The sequence below is a fragment of the Stenotrophomonas sp. STEN063 genome, assembly GCF_056854515.1.
On the sequence record NZ_JBXFWF010000003.1, the window covers coordinates 76,047 to 93,373 of the forward strand.

A 17,327-nucleotide genomic window follows, 5' to 3' on the forward strand; every position below is an offset into this window, starting at 1 on the left:
TTAAAGCTACCCCTCCCCGGCCCCCCCCCAGGGGGGGCCGAAGGGGGGGGGCAGGTAGTGGGGGGGGGCGGGGCGGGGGGGGGGGGGGGAGCGGAGGGAGCCAGCCGCCGCCGGCCGCGGGCGCGCCTGTGCGGGCGGGCATTTGGCGCGGCCCGCGCGCGGGCGGTGGGGGTCCGCGACCCCAGCCACGACCCCGCCCCGGCCCCCCCACTACAGGGCGCCCCGGATCCCTGAACACCTCCCCGCCAGCGCGACACTGCGTCGCACTTGCCCCCTGACATCGGCCGGCAAATAAGGGTAAAATGTCGCGCTTCCCCACATCTACCGGGCACGCCGATGCTGCGCATCCAGGCTGAAGCACTAACGTACGATGACGTTTCCCTCGTCCCCGCTCACTCCATCGTTCTGCCTAAGGACGTTGACCTTGGCACGCGGCTGACGCGCGACCTGCGGTTGAAGTTGCCGATTGTCTCGGCCGCCATGGATACCGTCACTGAAGCCCGCTTGGCCATTGCCATGGCCCAGATCGGCGGCATTGGCATCCTGCACAAGAACCTGACCGTCGAGCAGCAAGCTGCCGAAGTGGCCAAGGTCAAGAAGTTCGAGTCCGGCGTCATCCGCGACCCGATCACCGTTGGTCCGGAAACCACCATCCGTGACGTGTTGGCCCTGACCCAGGCGCACAACATCTCCGGCGTGCCGGTGGTTGGCAGCGATGGCCTGCTGGCCGGCATCGTCACCCACCGTGACATGCGCTTCGAGACCGAGCTGGACGATCCGGTCCGCCACATCATGACCAAGAAGGATCGCCTGGTCACGGTGAAGGAAGGCGCGGCCTCGGACGAAGTGCTGTCGCTGCTGCACAAGAACCGCATCGAGAAAGTCCTGGTGGTCAACGACGCGTTCGAACTGCGCGGCCTGATCACGGTCAAGGACATCCAGAAGAAGAGCGACAACCCCAACGCTGCCAAGGACGCCGCAACGCGCCTGCTGGTTGGTGCTGCGGTCGGCGTTGGTGGTGACACCGACCGCCGCGTCGAGGCGCTGGTCGCCGCCGGCGTGGACGTGCTGGTGGTGGATACCGCGCACGGCCACTCGCAGGGCGTGCTGGACCGCGTGCGCTGGGTGAAGAAGAACTTCCCGAACGTACAGGTCATCGGCGGCAACATCTGCACCGGCGACGCTGCTCTGGCATTGCTGGATTGTGGCGCCGATGCGGTCAAGGTCGGTATCGGCCCGGGCTCGATCTGCACCACGCGCGTTGTCGCTGGTGTTGGCGTGCCGCAGGTCACCGCGATCGACCTGGTTGCCGAGGCGCTGCAGGATCGCATCCCGCTGATCGCCGACGGTGGCATCCGTTACTCCGGTGACATCGGCAAGGCGCTGGCCGCCGGTGCGTCGACGGTGATGATCGGCGGCCTGCTCGCAGGTACCGAGGAATCGCCGGGCGAAACCGAACTGTTCCAGGGCCGCTCCTACAAGAGCTACCGTGGCATGGGTTCGCTGGCCGCGATGGAGAAGGGGTCCAAGGACCGCTACTTCCAGGACGCCGCTACCGCCGACAAGCTGGTGCCGGAAGGCATCGAAGGCCGTGTGCCGTATCGCGGCCCGGTTGGCGGCATCATCCACCAGCTTATCGGTGGCCTGCGCGCGACCATGGGCTATGTGGGCTGCGCCACCATCGAAGAAATGCGCACCAAGCCGAACTTCGTCAAGATCAGCGGTGCCGGCCAACGTGAGAGCCACGTCCACGACGTGCAGATCACCAAAGAGCCGCCGAACTACCGCGCTTGATGCGGTAAGCAGAAGAGGAACGTGGACCTGGTCCCGTTCCTCTTTCTCTATCCGCCATTCGTTTTGCATCGACTCCCGTTTTCATTGATCACTTGCCGGGCTTTATGACCAACATCCATAACGACAAGATCCTCATCCTCGATTTCGGCGCACAGTACACGCAGCTGATCGCGCGCCGCATCCGCGAGTTCGGCGTCTACTGCGAAATCTGGGCATGGGACCACGATCCGGCCGAGATCGCCGCCTTTGGTGCCAAGGGCATCATCCTGTCCGGCGGCCCGGAAACCACCACGCTGCCCGGTGCGCCGGCCGCGCCGCAGGAAGTGTTCGACAGCGGCCTTCCGCTGCTGGGCATCTGCTACGGCCTGCAGACCATGGCCAAGCAGTTGGGCGGCGGCACCGAAGCCGCTGACCAGCGCGAGTTCGGCCACGCCGAAGTGAAGCTGCTCGGCAACGACGCACTGCTGGGCGGCCTGTCCGACCACAATGGCGAGCCGCGCCTGGACGTGTGGATGAGCCACGGCGACCACGTCACCCATGTGCCGCCGGGCTTCGCCATCACCGCCGTTACCGACCGCATCCCGGTGGCCGCGATGGCCAACGAAGACAAGCGTTGGTACGGCGTGCAGTTCCACCCGGAAGTGACCCATACCAAGCAGGGCTCGGCGCTGCTGAAGCGCTTCGTCACCGATATCTGCGGCTGCGCCACGCTGTGGACCGCGGCCAACATCATCGACGACCAGATCGCCCGCGTGCGTGAGCAGGTTGGCGGCGATGAAGTGATCCTCGGCCTGTCCGGTGGCGTTGATTCCTCGGTGGTCGCAGCGCTGCTGCACAAGGCCATCGGCACCCAGCTGACCTGCGTGTTCGTCGACACCGGCCTGCTGCGCTTCCAGGAAGGCGACCAGGTCATGCAGATGATGGCCGAGAACATGGGCGTCAAGGTCGTGCGCGTGAATGCCGCCGACCGTTACTTCAAGGCACTGGAAGGCGTCAGCGATCCGGAAGCCAAGCGCAAGATCATCGGTAACCTGTTCGTCGAGATCTTCGATGAAGAGTCGAACAAGCTCAGCAACGCCAAGTGGCTGGCGCAGGGCACGATCTATCCGGACGTGATCGAGTCGGCCGGCAGCAAGACCGGCAAGGCCCACGTCATCAAGAGCCATCACAACGTGGGCGGCCTGCCGGAAGACATGAAGCTCAAGCTGGTCGAGCCGCTGCGTGAGCTGTTCAAGGACGAAGTGCGTCGCCTCGGCGTCGAACTCGGCCTGCCGCGCGCGATGGTCTATCGTCATCCGTTCCCGGGTCCGGGCCTGGGCGTGCGCATCCTCGGCGAAGTGAAGCGCGAATACGCTGAACTGCTGGGCAAGGCCGATGCGATCTTCATCGAGGAACTGCGTGCCGCCGATCTGTACGACAAGACCAGCCAGGCCTTCGCCGTGTTCCTGCCGGTCAAGTCGGTGGGCGTGGTTGGCGATGCACGTGCCTATGAGTGGGTGATTGCACTGCGTGCAGTGGAGACCATCGACTTCATGACCGCGCATTGGGCGCACCTGCCGTACGACTTCCTCGGCCGCGTCTCCAACCGCATCATCAATGAACTGCGTGGCGTCTCGCGCGTGGTCTACGACATCTCCGGCAAGCCGCCTGCGACGATCGAGTGGGAGTGATCGGGTATCTGATACGGCGCGGTAGCAACTGGCGCTAGCAAGTCAAACGCCCGTGTAGCGCGTAGTGCTGTTCAATGAGCAACCCGGAATCCGATGCCAGACCTCTGGCATCGGATTTTTCTTTTGTGGGAGCGGCGTAAGCCGCGAAGCACCTACATCATCAAGATGGCACGGGTGCCCGGAGAGCTCGAACAGCGTCAGCTTCGCGGCTTACGCCGCTCCCACAGGCCAGCGCTTTGCCTGAGGACAGCTGCATTGAGCGCGATGCGGGAATTGCGTCACCCTGGGCAAGTCTGGTCCGGCACTCGACCCTTCACGGCATTGGCGCGAGCATGGCAAGTGATGCGTCCTTCAGTGTCCGCTGCCAGGCGGACGCTGATCCGAGCCTTCAGCAAGGCGCGCTCCTCGGCGGTCATTGCCGCGAGCGTCGAGCCGACGCTGGGCGCACCGAGCGCCGTGGACCAGAAATCCTCGAAGTCGGCGAAGGTGCGGGACACGTCGATTTCGCGGGTTTCAATCGCTTCCAGGCCCGCGTCGCTCCACAACTGCTGCAATACCTCGATTCGCGATGCTTCAGGGCTGGGTGGCGACGGAACGGTATGGCCAAGCCCGCGCATCTCTGCCAGCAACATCTCATAGGGGAATCCGCCACCCGGCATGTCCCAGGCGTACGCGGCGACGCTGCCGCCCGGACGAACCACGCGTGCCATTTCAGCCACACCGCGAGCGGGCTCCGGGACAAAGAAAATCACCAGCGGCATCACGGCGATATCGAAGGCAGAAGCCGGGCAGGGCAGGGCCATCGCATCACCTTGTTCAAACACTGCTGCCTGCAGCGCTGGTTGGGCTTGCGCATAGGCGAGCTGTTCGCGGGATGGATCCACACCGTGCAGCGACGCCGGCGCGCTGCGTTCGGAGATCATCTGGGTGAAAGCGCCGTTGCCACAGCCCACATCCAACCATTGCTGCTGTGGAGCTGGGGCTAGCCAATCGAGGAATACTTCGCCGGCAAGCTGGCTCCATGCACCCATGTAGCGCTCATACGCAGCGCCATCGCGAAAGCGGATTTCGTTGGTCGTCATATCAGGTCTCAAAGAACATCATCAGCGTAGCCGAAAGATACAGCCCCAGTCCGAACACGGTATGCGTGGCCAGGCTGCGCAGGCAGTTCTGCAGCGGCGTTGGCGTCTTCGATGCCATGAACCCTGCACCCATCGCAGGCTGCATCACCAATAGCGGTGCCGCTACGGTCGCTGCGCCTACGGCCAAGGCGGGTAGCAAGGTGGGGCGATGCAGCCAGGACGGGCCTTGAGTCGCCAACAGCAAGGCTGCGAAAGCGATGCCAACGGCGTAGTGGATGACCCAGCCAAGCAGTCGCTCACCGGGTATTGTCGCCGCATGTCTGATGTTGGCGTGGGCGACGGTGCCCGCGCGCAGGTGCCCGGCCCAGCGCCCGAGCAGTGCGTAGTCGAGTGTGGCCGCGCCCAGCCGTTTGAGGGTCTGGGTCCAGGCATCCATCACGATGGTTGCCCCGATTCCAACCACTACCATCCGCAGTACATCCATCCACGTCATGTCGGTTCCTCTGCAATGACCCATCTGTCTCCCGAGACATGCTAAAAGTTGAAGTCAACTTCAAGTCAAGGGTCTGCGATGGACATCGCCGAAGTCGCCAGGCGAACGGGGCTTCCGTCCTCAACGTTGCGGTTCTACGAAAACAAGGGCCTGATCGTGGCAAATCGCGGTGCGGGTGGGCGGCGGCACTTTGCGGCTGACGTACTGGACCAATTGGCTCTGATTGCCTTGGGTCAGGCCGGCGGGCTGTCGCTGGATGAGATCCAGGCCATGCTGTCGCCGCACGGAGCCCCGCAGGTTGATCGGACGCTGCTGCTGGCCAAGGCCGACGAGATCGATGCAACCGTAAAGCGCTTGCGGGCGATGAGCCAGGGTCTGCGTCATGCAGCAGCATGCCCTGCGGTGAACCACGCCGAATGCCCGACTTTCCGGCGCTTGCTCAAGGCGGCTGCCGCTGGGCGGTTGAAGCCGGAGGTAACCGGCTTGAAGCCGGGCAAGGGTGGTGCCCGAGTTGGCACCTGAGCTGGTGCTGATCGAAGTGAGGTTGGTCTGCGGGGGACCGTAGTGGCTGCGGTTGGTTGTCGATGGCGAAGCCGTGTCGCCGCCGCCACGGCTCAGGGATAGGCCGATCCACGTGGAGAACACGAAGGGCATCACCGGCGCCAACCCGCACCCATTTGGCTCTCGCGGACCGCAGGTATGCGTATCGGTGACTTCGACGGCTTTAGTCTCCAGTGCTTGCGCGTCAATAGCAACGTGCACCTTGCGCCACTGCCGCCAGCGTTCGGTGCCGTGCTTCTTGCGCTTCCATTTCCCTTTGCAAGAGTAAACATCCCGGCATGGTCGGACAGCGGGTTCGGGTCCTGTGGGACTGGCCGATAGCTCGTTGACGCCTCAAGCGTGGCCAGACATCACCGGAAAGTGACGTTCACCGTGGCCGTTGCCGCGAAGGGACCCAACGCCGGCTTCTCATCCATCCAGAACATGGCGGCCTGAAACTCGTGGAGTGTCATGCCGCTGTTTGTCGTGCCGAGGGGAATGGATTTCTTCATCTGTATATAGCGTTCGGTACTCTTGGGGTCAGACAGCACGATGCCAAAGTTGTCGTTGCTGCGCGGCATGATGACGATGCCCTCATATACCTTGTTTGCCGTATCGAAGGTCGCCATCAACATATGCTGGCTGCACTGGTTGCCGGCATTTGCATGGGTCATGTCGACCATGATCCAGAAGGTCATCTTGTTGGTTTCGCCAAGATGGATGGTGGATCTGACGATTTTTCCGAAATCGATGGTGCTGCCTGCGTTGCCCATGATCCGGATCTCCGGATTGCAGGCGACGAAGCGGATGTGGGCCAGGCCACCTATTCCCGCGCGATAGGTGGAGTGGGGAGTGGCGTTCAAGCCGCCGTCACCGTCGACCTGGAACAGATCGTAGGTACGGTTGCTGTCGATCACGCCACTGGCTGGTGGTGGGACGCCGGTTGCCTTGATGTAAATCGAGAACGTGATGCCCATGTGCATGGGGGGGATGCATCGTGCTGCCTTGGAGGGGTTCCAGTCTTTCCTGCAGTTGGGGCGGTTTGCCGGTGGCCGGGTGGCTGCGCCAAGCAGTATTCGTGCCGAACTGCCGCTGATGCGGTAGTCGGTGTTGCCGATGGTCACCCCAACCTCGATGGAAGGATGGATCTGGGCGATGGAGTTATCTGGGTCCCAGTAAATGTAAGCATGCTCACCTTCGGGCGTGGACCGCGCGTCCAGGCAGTGCAAGCTGATGCTGTATTGCTCCGAGCGCCACAACAGCCTGCCACGCAGGGCATCATTTCGCGAAATGGTGATGTCGTTTTGCAGGTTTATCTGCTGGTGCACGGTCCCGGAAAGTGACTCCTTGCAGGACATTGCCGCCGCGGCCTGCGGCACGAGCAGCATCAGCAGCAGGGACAGATTTCGAATCAGATAGGTCATGGTCGCTCTCGGGGTTGCACTGCCGATTGGCTGCATTGCAGGTCCACATGGCGGTAGCCCTGCTTTTGACTGGGGGTGACAGGTAGGTGCAGCGAGGCCAGGTGCAGCTCGCATGCCTGGTAGGTTTCCTGCCCCCAACGCACCAACAGGCTGTCGTCTGGACGCACGCCACTGACGAACAATGCGCCGTCGGGGCCGGCCACGCCGCGCTTTTGTCCTCCTTTGTCGAACACGCCAGCGCCCATCGGTATGCGCTTGCCGTTGCTGAGCAGGGAGTGGATCATCAGGTTGCTGCCGCGGCGCGTATCGAAACGCATGCGCACCAATGCGCCGCGCGTTGGTATCACCGTTCCGTTGATCCTGCTGGCATCGATGTCGCCGCCGAGCTGGTCGCTACGCAAGGCCACGCGGTTGTTGCGATAGGCGGCCATGCCAGAGATGACGCCATAGCCGCGGCGGTCCAAGCGGATTCCGGCCTGGTTCTCCAGGCTGATGCCGACACCGTCGGTGGCGTGCACGAGTACGTTGCTCGACTGCAACGACTGCGTCAACGTAAGGCCTCCACCATGGACTACCAAGGCACCACTGGCACCCCAGTTGATCTGTCGGTAGCTGTGGGCCCGGGTGGCGCCAAAGCTGAGGTCCCCCTTGCTGCCGGTGTAGGCAGCATTCAGCGCAGTGGAGCTGCCGCGATCGGAGCGTCCAAGGTTGAAGCCGTATCTGAGCATCTCGTCATGCAGGGCCGTGCCGTTGATCCCGGTCTGGTAGTTCGCGCCTGTGCGAAGGGAGTGCCCATAGGTTGTGCTGGCATTGGCGCGCACGTCGCGCATGCGGCCAAGCGGGACGGTGACCGACAGTCCGAGACTGCGGTCACTGCGACCATGACGGCTGCGCGTGTCACGAAAATAGAGGCTGTAGCTGGACGTGCCCAGGCGACCGTTGAAGCCCAGGTGAAGATTGCGCTCGTTTGTGTCTGATCCCCAGTAGTTCTGGCTGTTGTAGCTGAGGTTGAGCGAATAGTCGTCAAGAATGCGTTGCTCCACGGCGACCTCAAGGTGGTTGCGCTTGTTCTGGTATCGCGTACTGGTTATCAGTTGCCGTGCAGGTGGATGCGCATCTGGCGTGCCAAGCGAGGGGCTGTCGCCGTTGTCCGGATCCTGCTCCCAGCGTTCGTAATGGTCATTGCGCCATTGCTCGCGCTCGTTGGCGGCATCGCTGAAGTCGTAGTAGCCCGACGTTGAGTAACGGTGGCCGACAAGGCGGAACTCGGTGCCATGCGTGTTCAAGGACTTGGAGTAGAGGAAGCGATAGCTCTGGCCGCTGCGGCTGCCACCGGCGGCAAGTTGCGTGCCGGCATGACTGATGTCGATCGATGCAGAGCCGAAACTGCCCAGGTCATACGCCACGCCCAAGGCGATGGATTGGTAGTTCTCGGCCAGCAGTACTCCGCCGTAAGGCGTTGCACTCGAGCGCAGGCCGCGCGCGAGCGTTGCCTGGACAAACCCAGGCTGGTAGTGTTCCTGACCGTTGCGCAGGTTGCCTGCGCTGACTTCATAGTGGGTCAGGCCTGGTCGGAGCATCGTCTCAACGGCGGAGAATGCCTGTCGGTGGCGTTGTACCGAACCATCAGCAGCAACCACCGACACTTCCAGCTGCCCACTCATGCGGTTGGGAACGATGTCCTTGATCTCGAACGGACCGGGCGCAACGTTGATGGTGTGGATAAGGTGGCCATCCTGTCGTACCTCGACGCGGCCACCGTTTGCCGCCATGCCGCGTACAACCGGTGCGTAGCTGCGCTGGCTGAAGGCGAGCATGTCGTCATCGTTGGCGAGCCTTGCGCCACGGAAACGCACGCTGTCGAAAATGCCGTACGCCGTATAGGTGTCGCCGAGGAGCAGCCTGCTGCGTTGAGAGCCAAGGTCGGTCTCGGCGCGTAGACTCCGGGAGCGCCATTGCGTGCTGCCGATAGCGCTGCGATTGAGGTTTGCACTATGGCGCACGCGCCACATGCCCAGGTTCAGTCCGCTGTTGATCGATGCGAACAGGTAGTTGCTCGCGCCGGCATGGTCCTGCCGGTCGTGTGAACCGTTGATGGCGTATTCGAGCAACAGGGCATTGATGCCTTGGTCGCGCAGCGACCGGCGGATATAGCCGCGCGGCAGGATACGCAGATGGACCTGCGGTACTTGCAGGTCCAGTCGCTGCTGGTTGCCGTTGTAGCTGAGCCTGCTTCCGGGGAGCAGGGCTGGTACCGCTTCACAGTGGGACTGCGCGTCTGTCGGCTTATCGTGGCTGGGTACGCGGATGTTCCAGGAGTGCAGGTCTGCGCTCGACAGGCAGGGCTGGACCTCGCCGTTGGGCATGCGTTCGAACGGAATGTCTTCGCGCGCGATTTCGTCGCCATTGAGATAGACCGAGAACAGGTACGTGCCGGGCAACACCGAGCCCGGGTTGGACAGCATTGCAACATCGTCTTCACTCTGCGCACCGCGCAGGAAGTCGAGGTTGAATTGCGATGCCGCTGCCGCATTGCCCATACCCAGGGTGTTGAGTGCGACGGCGAGCGGTGCCAATCGAGGGACAAGACTGTCCCTTCGCAGGGGGGCGCGGAATATGCGAAGCATGGTTGGGCTCTCTGACGGGGCGTCAGCGCGTCAAGATGACGTCTGCAAGCTCGGTCGTGCCGCCGAAGTCATCGATGTAGGAGAAGCGCAGCCGGCTGCTGTGGCCCAGATCAAGCGCTGCGGCAGGAATGCTGGTCGACTGGCCTGGTGCAAGCATGTCCAGATCGACTTTCTTGTCGGGCCCCGCCGTTGGCTTGCCTTGCAGGTCGGCAAAGGTGATATGCAGGGGGCCGGGGTTTGTCACCTGCAGCTGGTTGTCCACCAGGCGCCATTGCAGCGCACGCGCTGTTTCGTCCAGACTGGTTTCGATTGCGGCAGGGCGATAGAACAGCTTGATACGGGTGCGGATGGCAACCTGCAGTACGTTGCTGGCTTCAGTGCGCGGTGGTATTTCCTGCACATTGATCCAAAAAAGCGACTCTCTGTCCTGCGGCAGGCCGTTACCCGAATAGATCGCACGGAGCACGGCCTGTTCGCCTGCAGACAACTGCATCAACGGCGGGGTCAACAGCAGCGGCAGGGTTTTGCCCTCAGACATGGTTTCGCCGTCGTCGATCCATGCTTGCACCATGTAGGGCAGCGTGCTGCGATTTGTCAGGGCAAGCGCAGCCGATGCATTGCTGCCGTTGTAGATGACGCGGGTGGTCTCCACGTGCACCGCAGCGGATGCGGTTTGAAGGCCGCCGGCAATGACGAGCAGCAGTCCTGCCAGCAGGGTCAGGGCATGACGATGGAGCGGGAGGGTGTATGAGTACATTGGAAGGCTGTTTGCTACCAAGAAGGACAAGTGGGCAACAGTGCTGTCGGGCGTTTCCGACAGCACTGGGTCTGCTTAGCGGTACTCGATGGAGAACGTTGAACTTGCGTCAGCCGCGCCTGCGCCCACAGTGTCTGCGAAGGACTTGTAGCGTGCCTTCAGGTTGACCGTGGCGGTACCGTCGTTGCCGGAGGGATCGGTGGTGACGACGGAAACGACGGCAGGGTCCTTGATGTCCTGATTGATCGGGAAGACCTTGTCGGTGTTGTCGAGGATTTCGATACCGACGCCAGTGGCGGTACTGACCGCCAGCAACTCCGGATGGCCCGGGGGAGCAATGCCATCAAAGCGCAGGGTGTAGGTGCCGGCGGCGCAGTTCTGCAGACCGATGCTGAAGCTCTTGGGGGCAGAGACATCGCCGATCTTCTTGAACAAGGAGGTCGGATACTTGCCGATGGTGACGGTCTGGTCGATGCTTGCCGTAGTGACGTCACAGGTGGACTGCACGATCTCACCCTTGAAGGTGATCGAGCCCGATGCTGCCTGCGCTGCCGTTGCCATCAGGCAGGACAGTGCCAGTGCGGTGGTGGTGGCGATCTTGCTGTAAGTGGAATTCATTTGGCTCTCCTGTTTGATGAGGGGGTATCAACGCCGTTTGTATGTCTGCGACGGCGTCCTTCTTGACCGCTGTGATGCCTGCGGCGTAGTTGATGAATGATCAAAGTGACGCGGGATTAGGACTGCCACACGGTGCTGCCAGTACCTGCACGCCGCTGACGCAGGCGCGGTGGTTGGGTCATGCGAATTTCTGCATGAGTGGTTGGGAGGGACTTACTCCAGGTGCTGCGAGCAAGCGCGGTGGTGAAACAACTATGCGGTGGAGAAAACGCCGGTGCCGGTGGCGACTTCGCTGCTGCCGGGGCTGCGCAACGCGCACCGAGATACCCGTGCTGTCGCGGTGGTGGCGACGTGGTGGAGTTTCTGCAGGCGGAACGTCAGCAGGTTGAACAGCGGCTGCGCGGAGTTGATCGTCAACTCACGATGGAATCTGGTTTGCGTGGTGCATGCTGCTCAGAGCGCATGCACGGTGTGTGCGAGCACGGGCGTCGCGCGTTGGCGGAGTGTTTCGCTGTGGTTTGGGGGGGTGCTATCTGCCGGGCCTGGAGCTGCCAGCGAAGCTGACAGTGGACTCTCCGGCCGTGCATTGAACGCTTGTGATTGATGATGCTGATATGCCCTGAAGCTTCGAACCGAGCCGAAAATATTATGTTTCTCGGCTGATCCAGGCTGTAGGTATTTCCCAGAGCGTGGACGGCGATAAGTGATGACGCTGCGGAGGGCTTGCGCTGATCTGCTTCGGGACCGCACCTGGAATCGCTTCGACTATCCCTGTTTGAAGGGGGAATGCGGCCAGCCGCACAAGTCATGACAGGCTCGAAAACGTGAAACAGACCTGAGCGCAGTGTGGTCCTGGTTTGAAATGAACAGGCGCTGCGGCGGGCGTCTTCTGGAATGAACACATCGCTCGGAAGTGGTCTCATCCGCCATGTTGTGGTTGGGCGATGCTTTACGCACTAACCGTACGATTGTCAGCTGTCCTCTCGCTGCCAGGGCGGCGGCGGGCCGAATTGTGATCTCGGGAGCGTAACTGTCCGCTGTATCCGACCACCCCTGGAATGAGGGCTGCGATTGCGATCTGTCACTTCGATGTAATCGTTTTCCTTCATCACGGCGTACACACGGTTTTCACTTCAACCACGCCTGCTGTACTGCATGATGGTGCTGCGTGATCGGTGGAGGCAATGCATCAGGGGGAAGTGCAATGCTTTGGGACGAGGCTGTTGAACCGTCACCAGGGAGGGGGAGATTGACGGATTTGTATGTGCAGTTGCAGGCAGTGTTGGACGCGTTGCCGCAGATGGCTGCGATGGTTCACGATGGCGTGCCCGTGCAGGCCAATCTGCGTTGGCGTGAGTTCTTCGGCAATGATGCGGCGCTGGGAAGTTCACGTGATTGGCTTGAGCGTGTGCATGCCGATGAGCGTGCGCTGGCGATAGCGGGCTGGCGCGAGTTCCTGCTGCATGGGCATGCGCCCGCATTTGAATGTCGTCTGCAGGATGAGGCCGGCATCGAACACTGGTTCGAGGTGCGCCTGGGGAGCCCCGCAGCGGAGGTTCCGTTGCAGGCGGTGACAATGACGGATATCAGTGCCAGGCGTCGCCTGCGTCATTCTCTGGAGCAGAGCCTGGATCTGCAGGACCGGATGCTGGATGCCAGCATGGACTGCATCCAGGTGATAAACAGCGACGGCACGGTGCGGCACATGAATCGCTCCGGCTGCGTGGCGTTCGGGCTGCCGCAGGACGAGCGCAGGTTCGGAATGCAGTGGGCCGATCTGTTGCCTGCGGCTTTTCGCAACAAGGGACGGCGAGCATTGGCGCAGGCCGCGGGTGGGCGGGCGGCGCGCTTTGCGGGCCAGACCGGCAGCGAAGGCGCGCTTACGCAGTTCTGGGACAACGTCCTCACCCCGATGTTTGACGGGCAAGGACAGGTGAACGGCATCCTGTGTGTCTCGCGTGATGTCAGCCGACAGCAGCACGCCGAACGGCGGCTGCGGATCGCCTGCGAAATCGATGAGTTGACCGGCTTGCCAAATCGGCGCTCGTTCAATCGCAGGCTGCGGCTGAGCTTGCAGCGCCAGCGTGAGTGCAATGGAACCCTTGGGTTGATGATCATCGACCTGGATCACTTCAAGCACGTCAACGACACGTTGGGGCATTCGGCTGGCGATCACCTGCTGCGGGTGCTGGCCAGGCGGGTTGCGGCGCACGTTTCCGACACGACCCTGGTCACGCGCCTGGGTGGCGATGAGTTTGCGGTGGTGCTGGAACACATTACCGGTGAGGCCGAGTTGCTGCAGGTTGCCGAAGGCATCAGCTTGCTGGCGGAAAGCTCGGTGACCTTTGCCGGGCAGGTGATCAATACCGGGATGAGTATCGGCTGCGCCATGTATCCACGCGATGCCAGTGATCCGGCGGAACTGTTGAAAGCAGCCGACACCGCGTTGAATGATCTCAAGGCCAACGGGCGCGGTGGCGTGCGTTTGTACAGTCGGCGGTTGATGGCCATCGCCGAGGAGGCGGCGAATCAGCGGTTGATGGCGCGCCAGTTGGTACGCGACGGTGGCGTGGTGCCGCATTACCAGCCGAAGGTGAACCTGCAGGATGGTCGCGTCGTCGGTTACGAGGCGTTGCTGCGTTGGCCTTGCGTCGAAGACAAGGGCATCGGCGAAGACTGCCAGCTTGATGAAGCGTTTCGCGACTATGAGCTCGCTTCCCGTCTGGCCGAGGCCATGCATCTGCAGGTACTGGCGGATATCCGTGCGTGGCAGGCGCAGGGCCTGCAGGTGTTGCCGATCGCAATCAATGCGGCGCCGGTGGAGTTCCTCCGTGACGACTTTGCCGAGATCCTGCTGGAGAAACTGCAGCGGTTTGCCGTCGACCCGGTGTTGATCGAGCTGGAGATCACCGAGCAGGTACTGACCGATCGTGGCTCAGCTTTCGTCGCCCGTGCGCTGGGTCTGTTGAAGGACGCCGGCATGCGGATCGCACTGGACGATTTTGGTACCGGGCATTCCTCATTGGCGCACCTGCGCGACTACCCGATTGATGTGCTCAAGATCGATCGCAGCTTCGTCGCCCGCATGGTGGCCGAGCCATCGATCCGCGCGATAGTCGAAGCGGTCGGCAAGCTTGGGCCGAGCTTGCGCCTTGATCTGGTTGCCGAGGGGGTGGAGAACGCCAGCCAGCGGCAGATCCTGATCGAGGCCGGTTACCGGATTGGCCAGGGTTTCCTGTATGACCGTGCGGTCGACGCTGCGCAGGTGGCGCAGCGCCTGCAGGGGGCGCCGAAGCTGTCGACGGCGTAAGTATCAATCGGCCTGGCCGTGCTGCGCCTCCACCAGCCGCAGCCAGGCCTGCGCGGCGGCAGACAGATAGCCGCCGCGACGCCAGGCCAGCACCATTTTCCAGTCCAGCTCCGGCTCATCCAGCGGCACGATCACGACGTCCGCACGCGGGCGGGCGTTGGCGATCATGCGTGGCAGCAGGGCCACGCCCAGACCCGCCGCGACCAGCGCGACGATGAAGTCCGGTTGGCCGCTGCGGGTGACTTCGCGCGGGCTGAAGCCGCGAACCTGGCAGGCCTGGATGATGTGGCGGTTCAGCAGGAAGCCCTTCTCGAACAGCACAAAAGGCACCTCTGCCAGATCCTGCAGTTGCAGGGTGGCCGAGCCCGCCAATGGGTGCTGGCGCGGCAGCAGCGCGACCAGCGGTTCGGTGCGCACCGGTTGCCAGTCGAGGTCATCGGCGACCGGCAGCAGGCTGGCGGCCAGCTCGATCTCGCCGGCGCGCAGGCTTTCCTCAAGTGCCTCGCTGCCGCGTTCGAGTACACGCAACTCGATCTGCGGATGGAGCTGGCGGAAGCGTGCAAACACCGGCGCGAACAGGATGTCGCTGCCCAGCGAGGCCAGGCCCAGGTGCAGTTCGCCACGCTGCAGATCGCGCAGTTCTTCCAGTTCGCGCAACATGTCTTCGCGCTCACCGAGCAGGGCCAGGGCGCGGCGGTAGACGATCTGCCCGGCCGGGGTAAGCCGTACCCCGTTGCGGGAGCGCTGCAGCAGCACTTCACCCAGCTCATCCTCCAACTGGCGGATGGCCTTGCTGATGGTTGGCTGGGTCGCGAATACCGCTTCGGCGGCCGCTGAAAAACCGTCATGGCGGACCACTTCCACCAACATGCGTAGCTGCCTGATATCCATTCTTAAATGGAATCCCGTGGATGCAATCAATTCATTTTATTTATAGATAAGCCCGGCGTACATAGGAGGAATGGAAACCTTGATGTCGTCATTGCGTCGCGGCCAACTCGGACTGCGACGTGGGTTGCGCCGTAGCGCCGGCTTGCAGATCGGCGTGCTGGTGGTGATCTGGCTGCTGGCGCAGGCGCTGATGCAGCGCCTGGGCGTGCCGGTACCCGCCGGCATCGTTGGCTTGTTGGTGCTGCTGCTGGCCTTCGCGATGCGCTGGTTGTCGCCGCGCTCGTTCGCGCGTGGTGCGCAGTGGCTGCTGGCGGAAATGCTGTTGTTCTTCGTGCCGGCGGCGATGATCCTGCTCGATAACCGGCAGATGTTGGGTTGGCTTGGACTGAAACTGTTGCTGGTGGTGGTGGCCGGCACCTTGCTGGTGATGGCAAGCACGGCGGTGACCGTCGAACTGTTGCTGCGGTGGAGCCTGCGCCATGAAGCTTGAGGCGCTGATCCAACAACCGGGGCAATTGCTGTGGCCGGTGTTCTGGGCCGTGCTGACGGTGGCGGTCTACCTGCTGGCCAAGCAGTTGTATCTGCGCAGCGGCAAGGCGTGGGCGTCACCGTTGATCACTGCGCCATTGGTCCTGCTGGGTCTTGCGTTGGTGCTGCACGCCAACTACCACGACTACCTGCGTGGCACGCATTGGCTGGTGGCAATGCTGGGGCCGGCGACGGTTGCGTTCGCGGTGCCCATCCATCAGCAGCGGGCGTTGATTGCGCGGCATTGGAAGGTGCTGGGTGCAGGTGTGTTGGTCGGTAGCGGGGTGGCGATCGTCGCTGCGTGGGCGATGGCCACGGCTCTGCACCTGTCGCCGGAGCTGCGCCTGAGCCTGGCGCCGCGCTCGGTCACCACACCGTTTGCGATGGACGTATCCGGGCGCATCGGTGGCATCCCAGGGCTGACTGCGGTGTTCGTGATCATCACCGGCGTCTGCGGTTCGCTGTGCGGGCAGGCGCTGCTCAAGCTGCTGCCGGTGCGCAGTGCGATGGCGCGTGGTGCACTGTTTGGCATGGGTGCGCACGGCATGGGCGTGGCCAAGGCGCGCGAGCTGGGCGAGAGCGAGGGGGCAATCGCCGGGCTGGTGATGGTGATGGCCGGTGTGTTGAACGTGGCCGTCGCGCCCTTGCTGGTGATGCTGCTGCAGCGCTGACGACGGCTGGGCTCAAGTCAGGCCGGAGTGTCGCCGGCCCGGGCGTTCTGCAGGGTGTCTTGCCGACGCGCCAGTACCGCTTCGCGGTGGGCGATGTAAGCGTTGGCACCGAGGATGATCAGGGCGCCGATCACGGTCCAGCGGTCCAGTGTTTCACCGAACAACAGCCAGCCCATGACTACCACCAAGGGCAGCTGGGTGAAGCTGATCGGGGTCAGAGCAGAAACTTCGCCCAGCTTGAGCGCGCGGGTCCACAGCAACTGGCCCAGTGTGCCCATCACGCCGGTCGCCACCAGCCACAGCCAGGCGATACCGCTGGGCCAGACCCAGACGAACAATGCCGGAATCAACGACAGCGGCACCCAGAACACATAGGTGTAGAACACCACGGTATCCGGGCTGTCGACGCGGGTGAGCTGCTTGATCTGGATCGCGACCAGCGCGCTGAGCACGGCGGCCAGCACCGCGATCAGGCTGCCGAGTTCGAAGCTGTGGGCGCCTGGACGGACGATCACCAACACCCCGATGAAGCCGACAATCACCGCCGCCCAGCGGCGGAAGCGGACCTTCTCACCCAGCCACAGCACGGCGGCGATGGTGACAAACAACGGCGTGGAGTAGGACAGGGAGATGGCCTGCGACAGCGGCAGGTGGCCGATGGCCCAGAAGCCACACAACATCGAGGCAAGGCCAATCGCGCTGCGCAGGAAGTAGCGCGGCAATTGCTGGGTGCGCAACGGCGCGTGGCCCGGCCGCAGCAGCATCGGCAACAGCGCCAGCAGGCCGAAACTGTTGCGGAAGAACGCCACTTCCTGTGTGGGAACGTAGGCGGTTGCCAGGCGGATGGCGATGGCCATCAGGCCGAAAGCCATGGCGCTGCCGAACATCAGCACGGCAGCGCGCATTGCGGTGGAGCGGGGTG

15 protein-coding genes and 1 pseudogene are annotated in these 17,327 nt (G+C 63.0%); 6 read left to right on the forward strand and 10 right to left on the reverse strand.

The window, feature by feature from the left end; genetic code table 11:
• The first annotated feature begins 336 nt into the window (after positions 1-336).
• Both guaB and guaA read left to right on the forward strand, forming a co-directional pair.
• Positions 337-1,794: an IMP dehydrogenase gene (guaB, locus tag AC1VWL_RS01820; protein WP_482985515.1), complete on the forward strand. Its 1,458-nt coding sequence runs from the start codon at positions 337-339 to the stop codon at positions 1,792-1,794.
• 104 nt (positions 1,795-1,898) lie between these two features.
• On the forward strand, positions 1,899-3,464 hold the full coding sequence (gene guaA / locus AC1VWL_RS01825; RefSeq protein ID WP_482985516.1) for a glutamine-hydrolyzing GMP synthase: 1,566 nt from the start codon (positions 1,899-1,901) through the stop codon (positions 3,462-3,464).
• A gap of 278 nt (positions 3,465-3,742) precedes the next feature.
• Here the strand turns inward: guaA and AC1VWL_RS01830 are convergent, their stop codons facing one another.
• Positions 3,743-4,546, reverse strand: a complete 804-nt coding sequence (locus AC1VWL_RS01830) for a class I SAM-dependent methyltransferase (protein WP_482985517.1) — start codon at positions 4,544-4,546, stop codon at positions 3,743-3,745.
• A 1-nt stretch (position 4,547) separates the two neighbouring features.
• The gene (locus AC1VWL_RS01835; RefSeq protein WP_482985518.1) at positions 4,548-5,039 is read right to left on the reverse strand and encodes a DUF2938 domain-containing protein; all 492 of its coding nucleotides are present in this window, start codon (positions 5,037-5,039) and stop codon (positions 4,548-4,550) included.
• A 78-nt stretch (positions 5,040-5,117) separates the two neighbouring features.
• On the opposite strand from AC1VWL_RS01835, the gene AC1VWL_RS01840 reads away from it, so the two are divergent.
• On the forward strand, positions 5,118-5,561 hold the full coding sequence (locus tag AC1VWL_RS01840) for a helix-turn-helix domain-containing protein (protein ID WP_482985519.1): 444 nt from the start codon (positions 5,118-5,120) through the stop codon (positions 5,559-5,561).
• Positions 5,562-5,744: 183 nt separating this feature from the next.
• On the opposite strand, the pseudogene AC1VWL_RS01845 reads toward AC1VWL_RS01840, so the two are convergent.
• From AC1VWL_RS01845 to AC1VWL_RS01870, 6 genes and pseudogenes are all read right to left on the reverse strand, one after another.
• A pseudogene (locus AC1VWL_RS01845) lies at positions 5,745-5,858 on the reverse strand (IS5/IS1182 family transposase); the annotation flags it as partial.
• A 92-nt stretch (positions 5,859-5,950) separates the two neighbouring features.
• The gene (locus AC1VWL_RS01850) at positions 5,951-7,003 is read right to left on the reverse strand and encodes a fimbrial protein (protein WP_482985520.1); all 1,053 of its coding nucleotides are present in this window, start codon (positions 7,001-7,003) and stop codon (positions 5,951-5,953) included.
• Entirely contained in the window at positions 7,000-9,579 is a 2,580-nt protein-coding gene (locus AC1VWL_RS01855) for a fimbria/pilus outer membrane usher protein (protein WP_482985521.1), read from the reverse strand. Before AC1VWL_RS01855 ends, AC1VWL_RS01850 begins: the two co-directional genes overlap by 4 nt.
• A gap of 73 nt (positions 9,580-9,652) precedes the next feature.
• Positions 9,653-10,453: a fimbrial biogenesis chaperone gene (locus tag AC1VWL_RS01860; protein WP_482985522.1), complete on the reverse strand. Its 801-nt coding sequence runs from the start codon at positions 10,451-10,453 to the stop codon at positions 9,653-9,655.
• 9 nt (positions 10,454-10,462) lie between these two features.
• On the reverse strand, positions 10,463-11,005 hold the full coding sequence (locus AC1VWL_RS01865) for a fimbrial protein (RefSeq protein WP_482985523.1): 543 nt from the start codon (positions 11,003-11,005) through the stop codon (positions 10,463-10,465).
• A 252-nt stretch (positions 11,006-11,257) separates the two neighbouring features.
• On the reverse strand, positions 11,258-11,422 hold the full coding sequence (locus tag AC1VWL_RS01870) for a hypothetical protein (protein ID WP_482985524.1): 165 nt from the start codon (positions 11,420-11,422) through the stop codon (positions 11,258-11,260).
• 832 nt (positions 11,423-12,254) lie between these two features.
• On the opposite strand from AC1VWL_RS01870, the gene AC1VWL_RS01875 reads away from it, so the two are divergent.
• A complete protein-coding gene (locus AC1VWL_RS01875; protein ID WP_482985525.1) occupies positions 12,255-14,315 on the forward strand; it encodes a putative bifunctional diguanylate cyclase/phosphodiesterase in 2,061 nt (686 codons plus the stop codon).
• Between the two features lie 3 nt (positions 14,316-14,318).
• Here the strand turns inward: AC1VWL_RS01875 and AC1VWL_RS01880 are convergent, their stop codons facing one another.
• Entirely contained in the window at positions 14,319-15,206 is an 888-nt protein-coding gene (locus AC1VWL_RS01880; protein WP_482985526.1) for a LysR family transcriptional regulator, read from the reverse strand.
• 82 nt (positions 15,207-15,288) lie between these two features.
• Between AC1VWL_RS01880 and AC1VWL_RS01885 the strand changes: the two genes are divergently transcribed.
• Together AC1VWL_RS01885 and AC1VWL_RS01890 are read left to right on the forward strand one after the other, a co-directional pair.
• Complete coding sequence (locus AC1VWL_RS01885) at positions 15,289-15,696, forward strand: CidA/LrgA family protein (RefSeq protein ID WP_296250635.1); 408 nt, start codon at positions 15,289-15,291, stop codon at positions 15,694-15,696.
• Positions 15,686-16,405 (forward strand): LrgB family protein, encoded by a 720-nt coding sequence (locus AC1VWL_RS01890; protein ID WP_296250633.1) that lies wholly within the window; start codon positions 15,686-15,688, stop codon positions 16,403-16,405. The genes AC1VWL_RS01885 and AC1VWL_RS01890 overlap by 11 nt, the downstream gene beginning before the upstream one ends.
• Before the next feature lie 17 nt (positions 16,406-16,422).
• Here AC1VWL_RS01890 and AC1VWL_RS01895 read toward each other — a convergent pair whose 3' ends face one another.
• Positions 16,423-17,310, reverse strand: a complete 888-nt coding sequence (locus AC1VWL_RS01895) for a DMT family transporter (protein WP_482985550.1) — start codon at positions 17,308-17,310, stop codon at positions 16,423-16,425.
• Between the last annotated feature and the right edge of the window lie 17 nt (positions 17,311-17,327).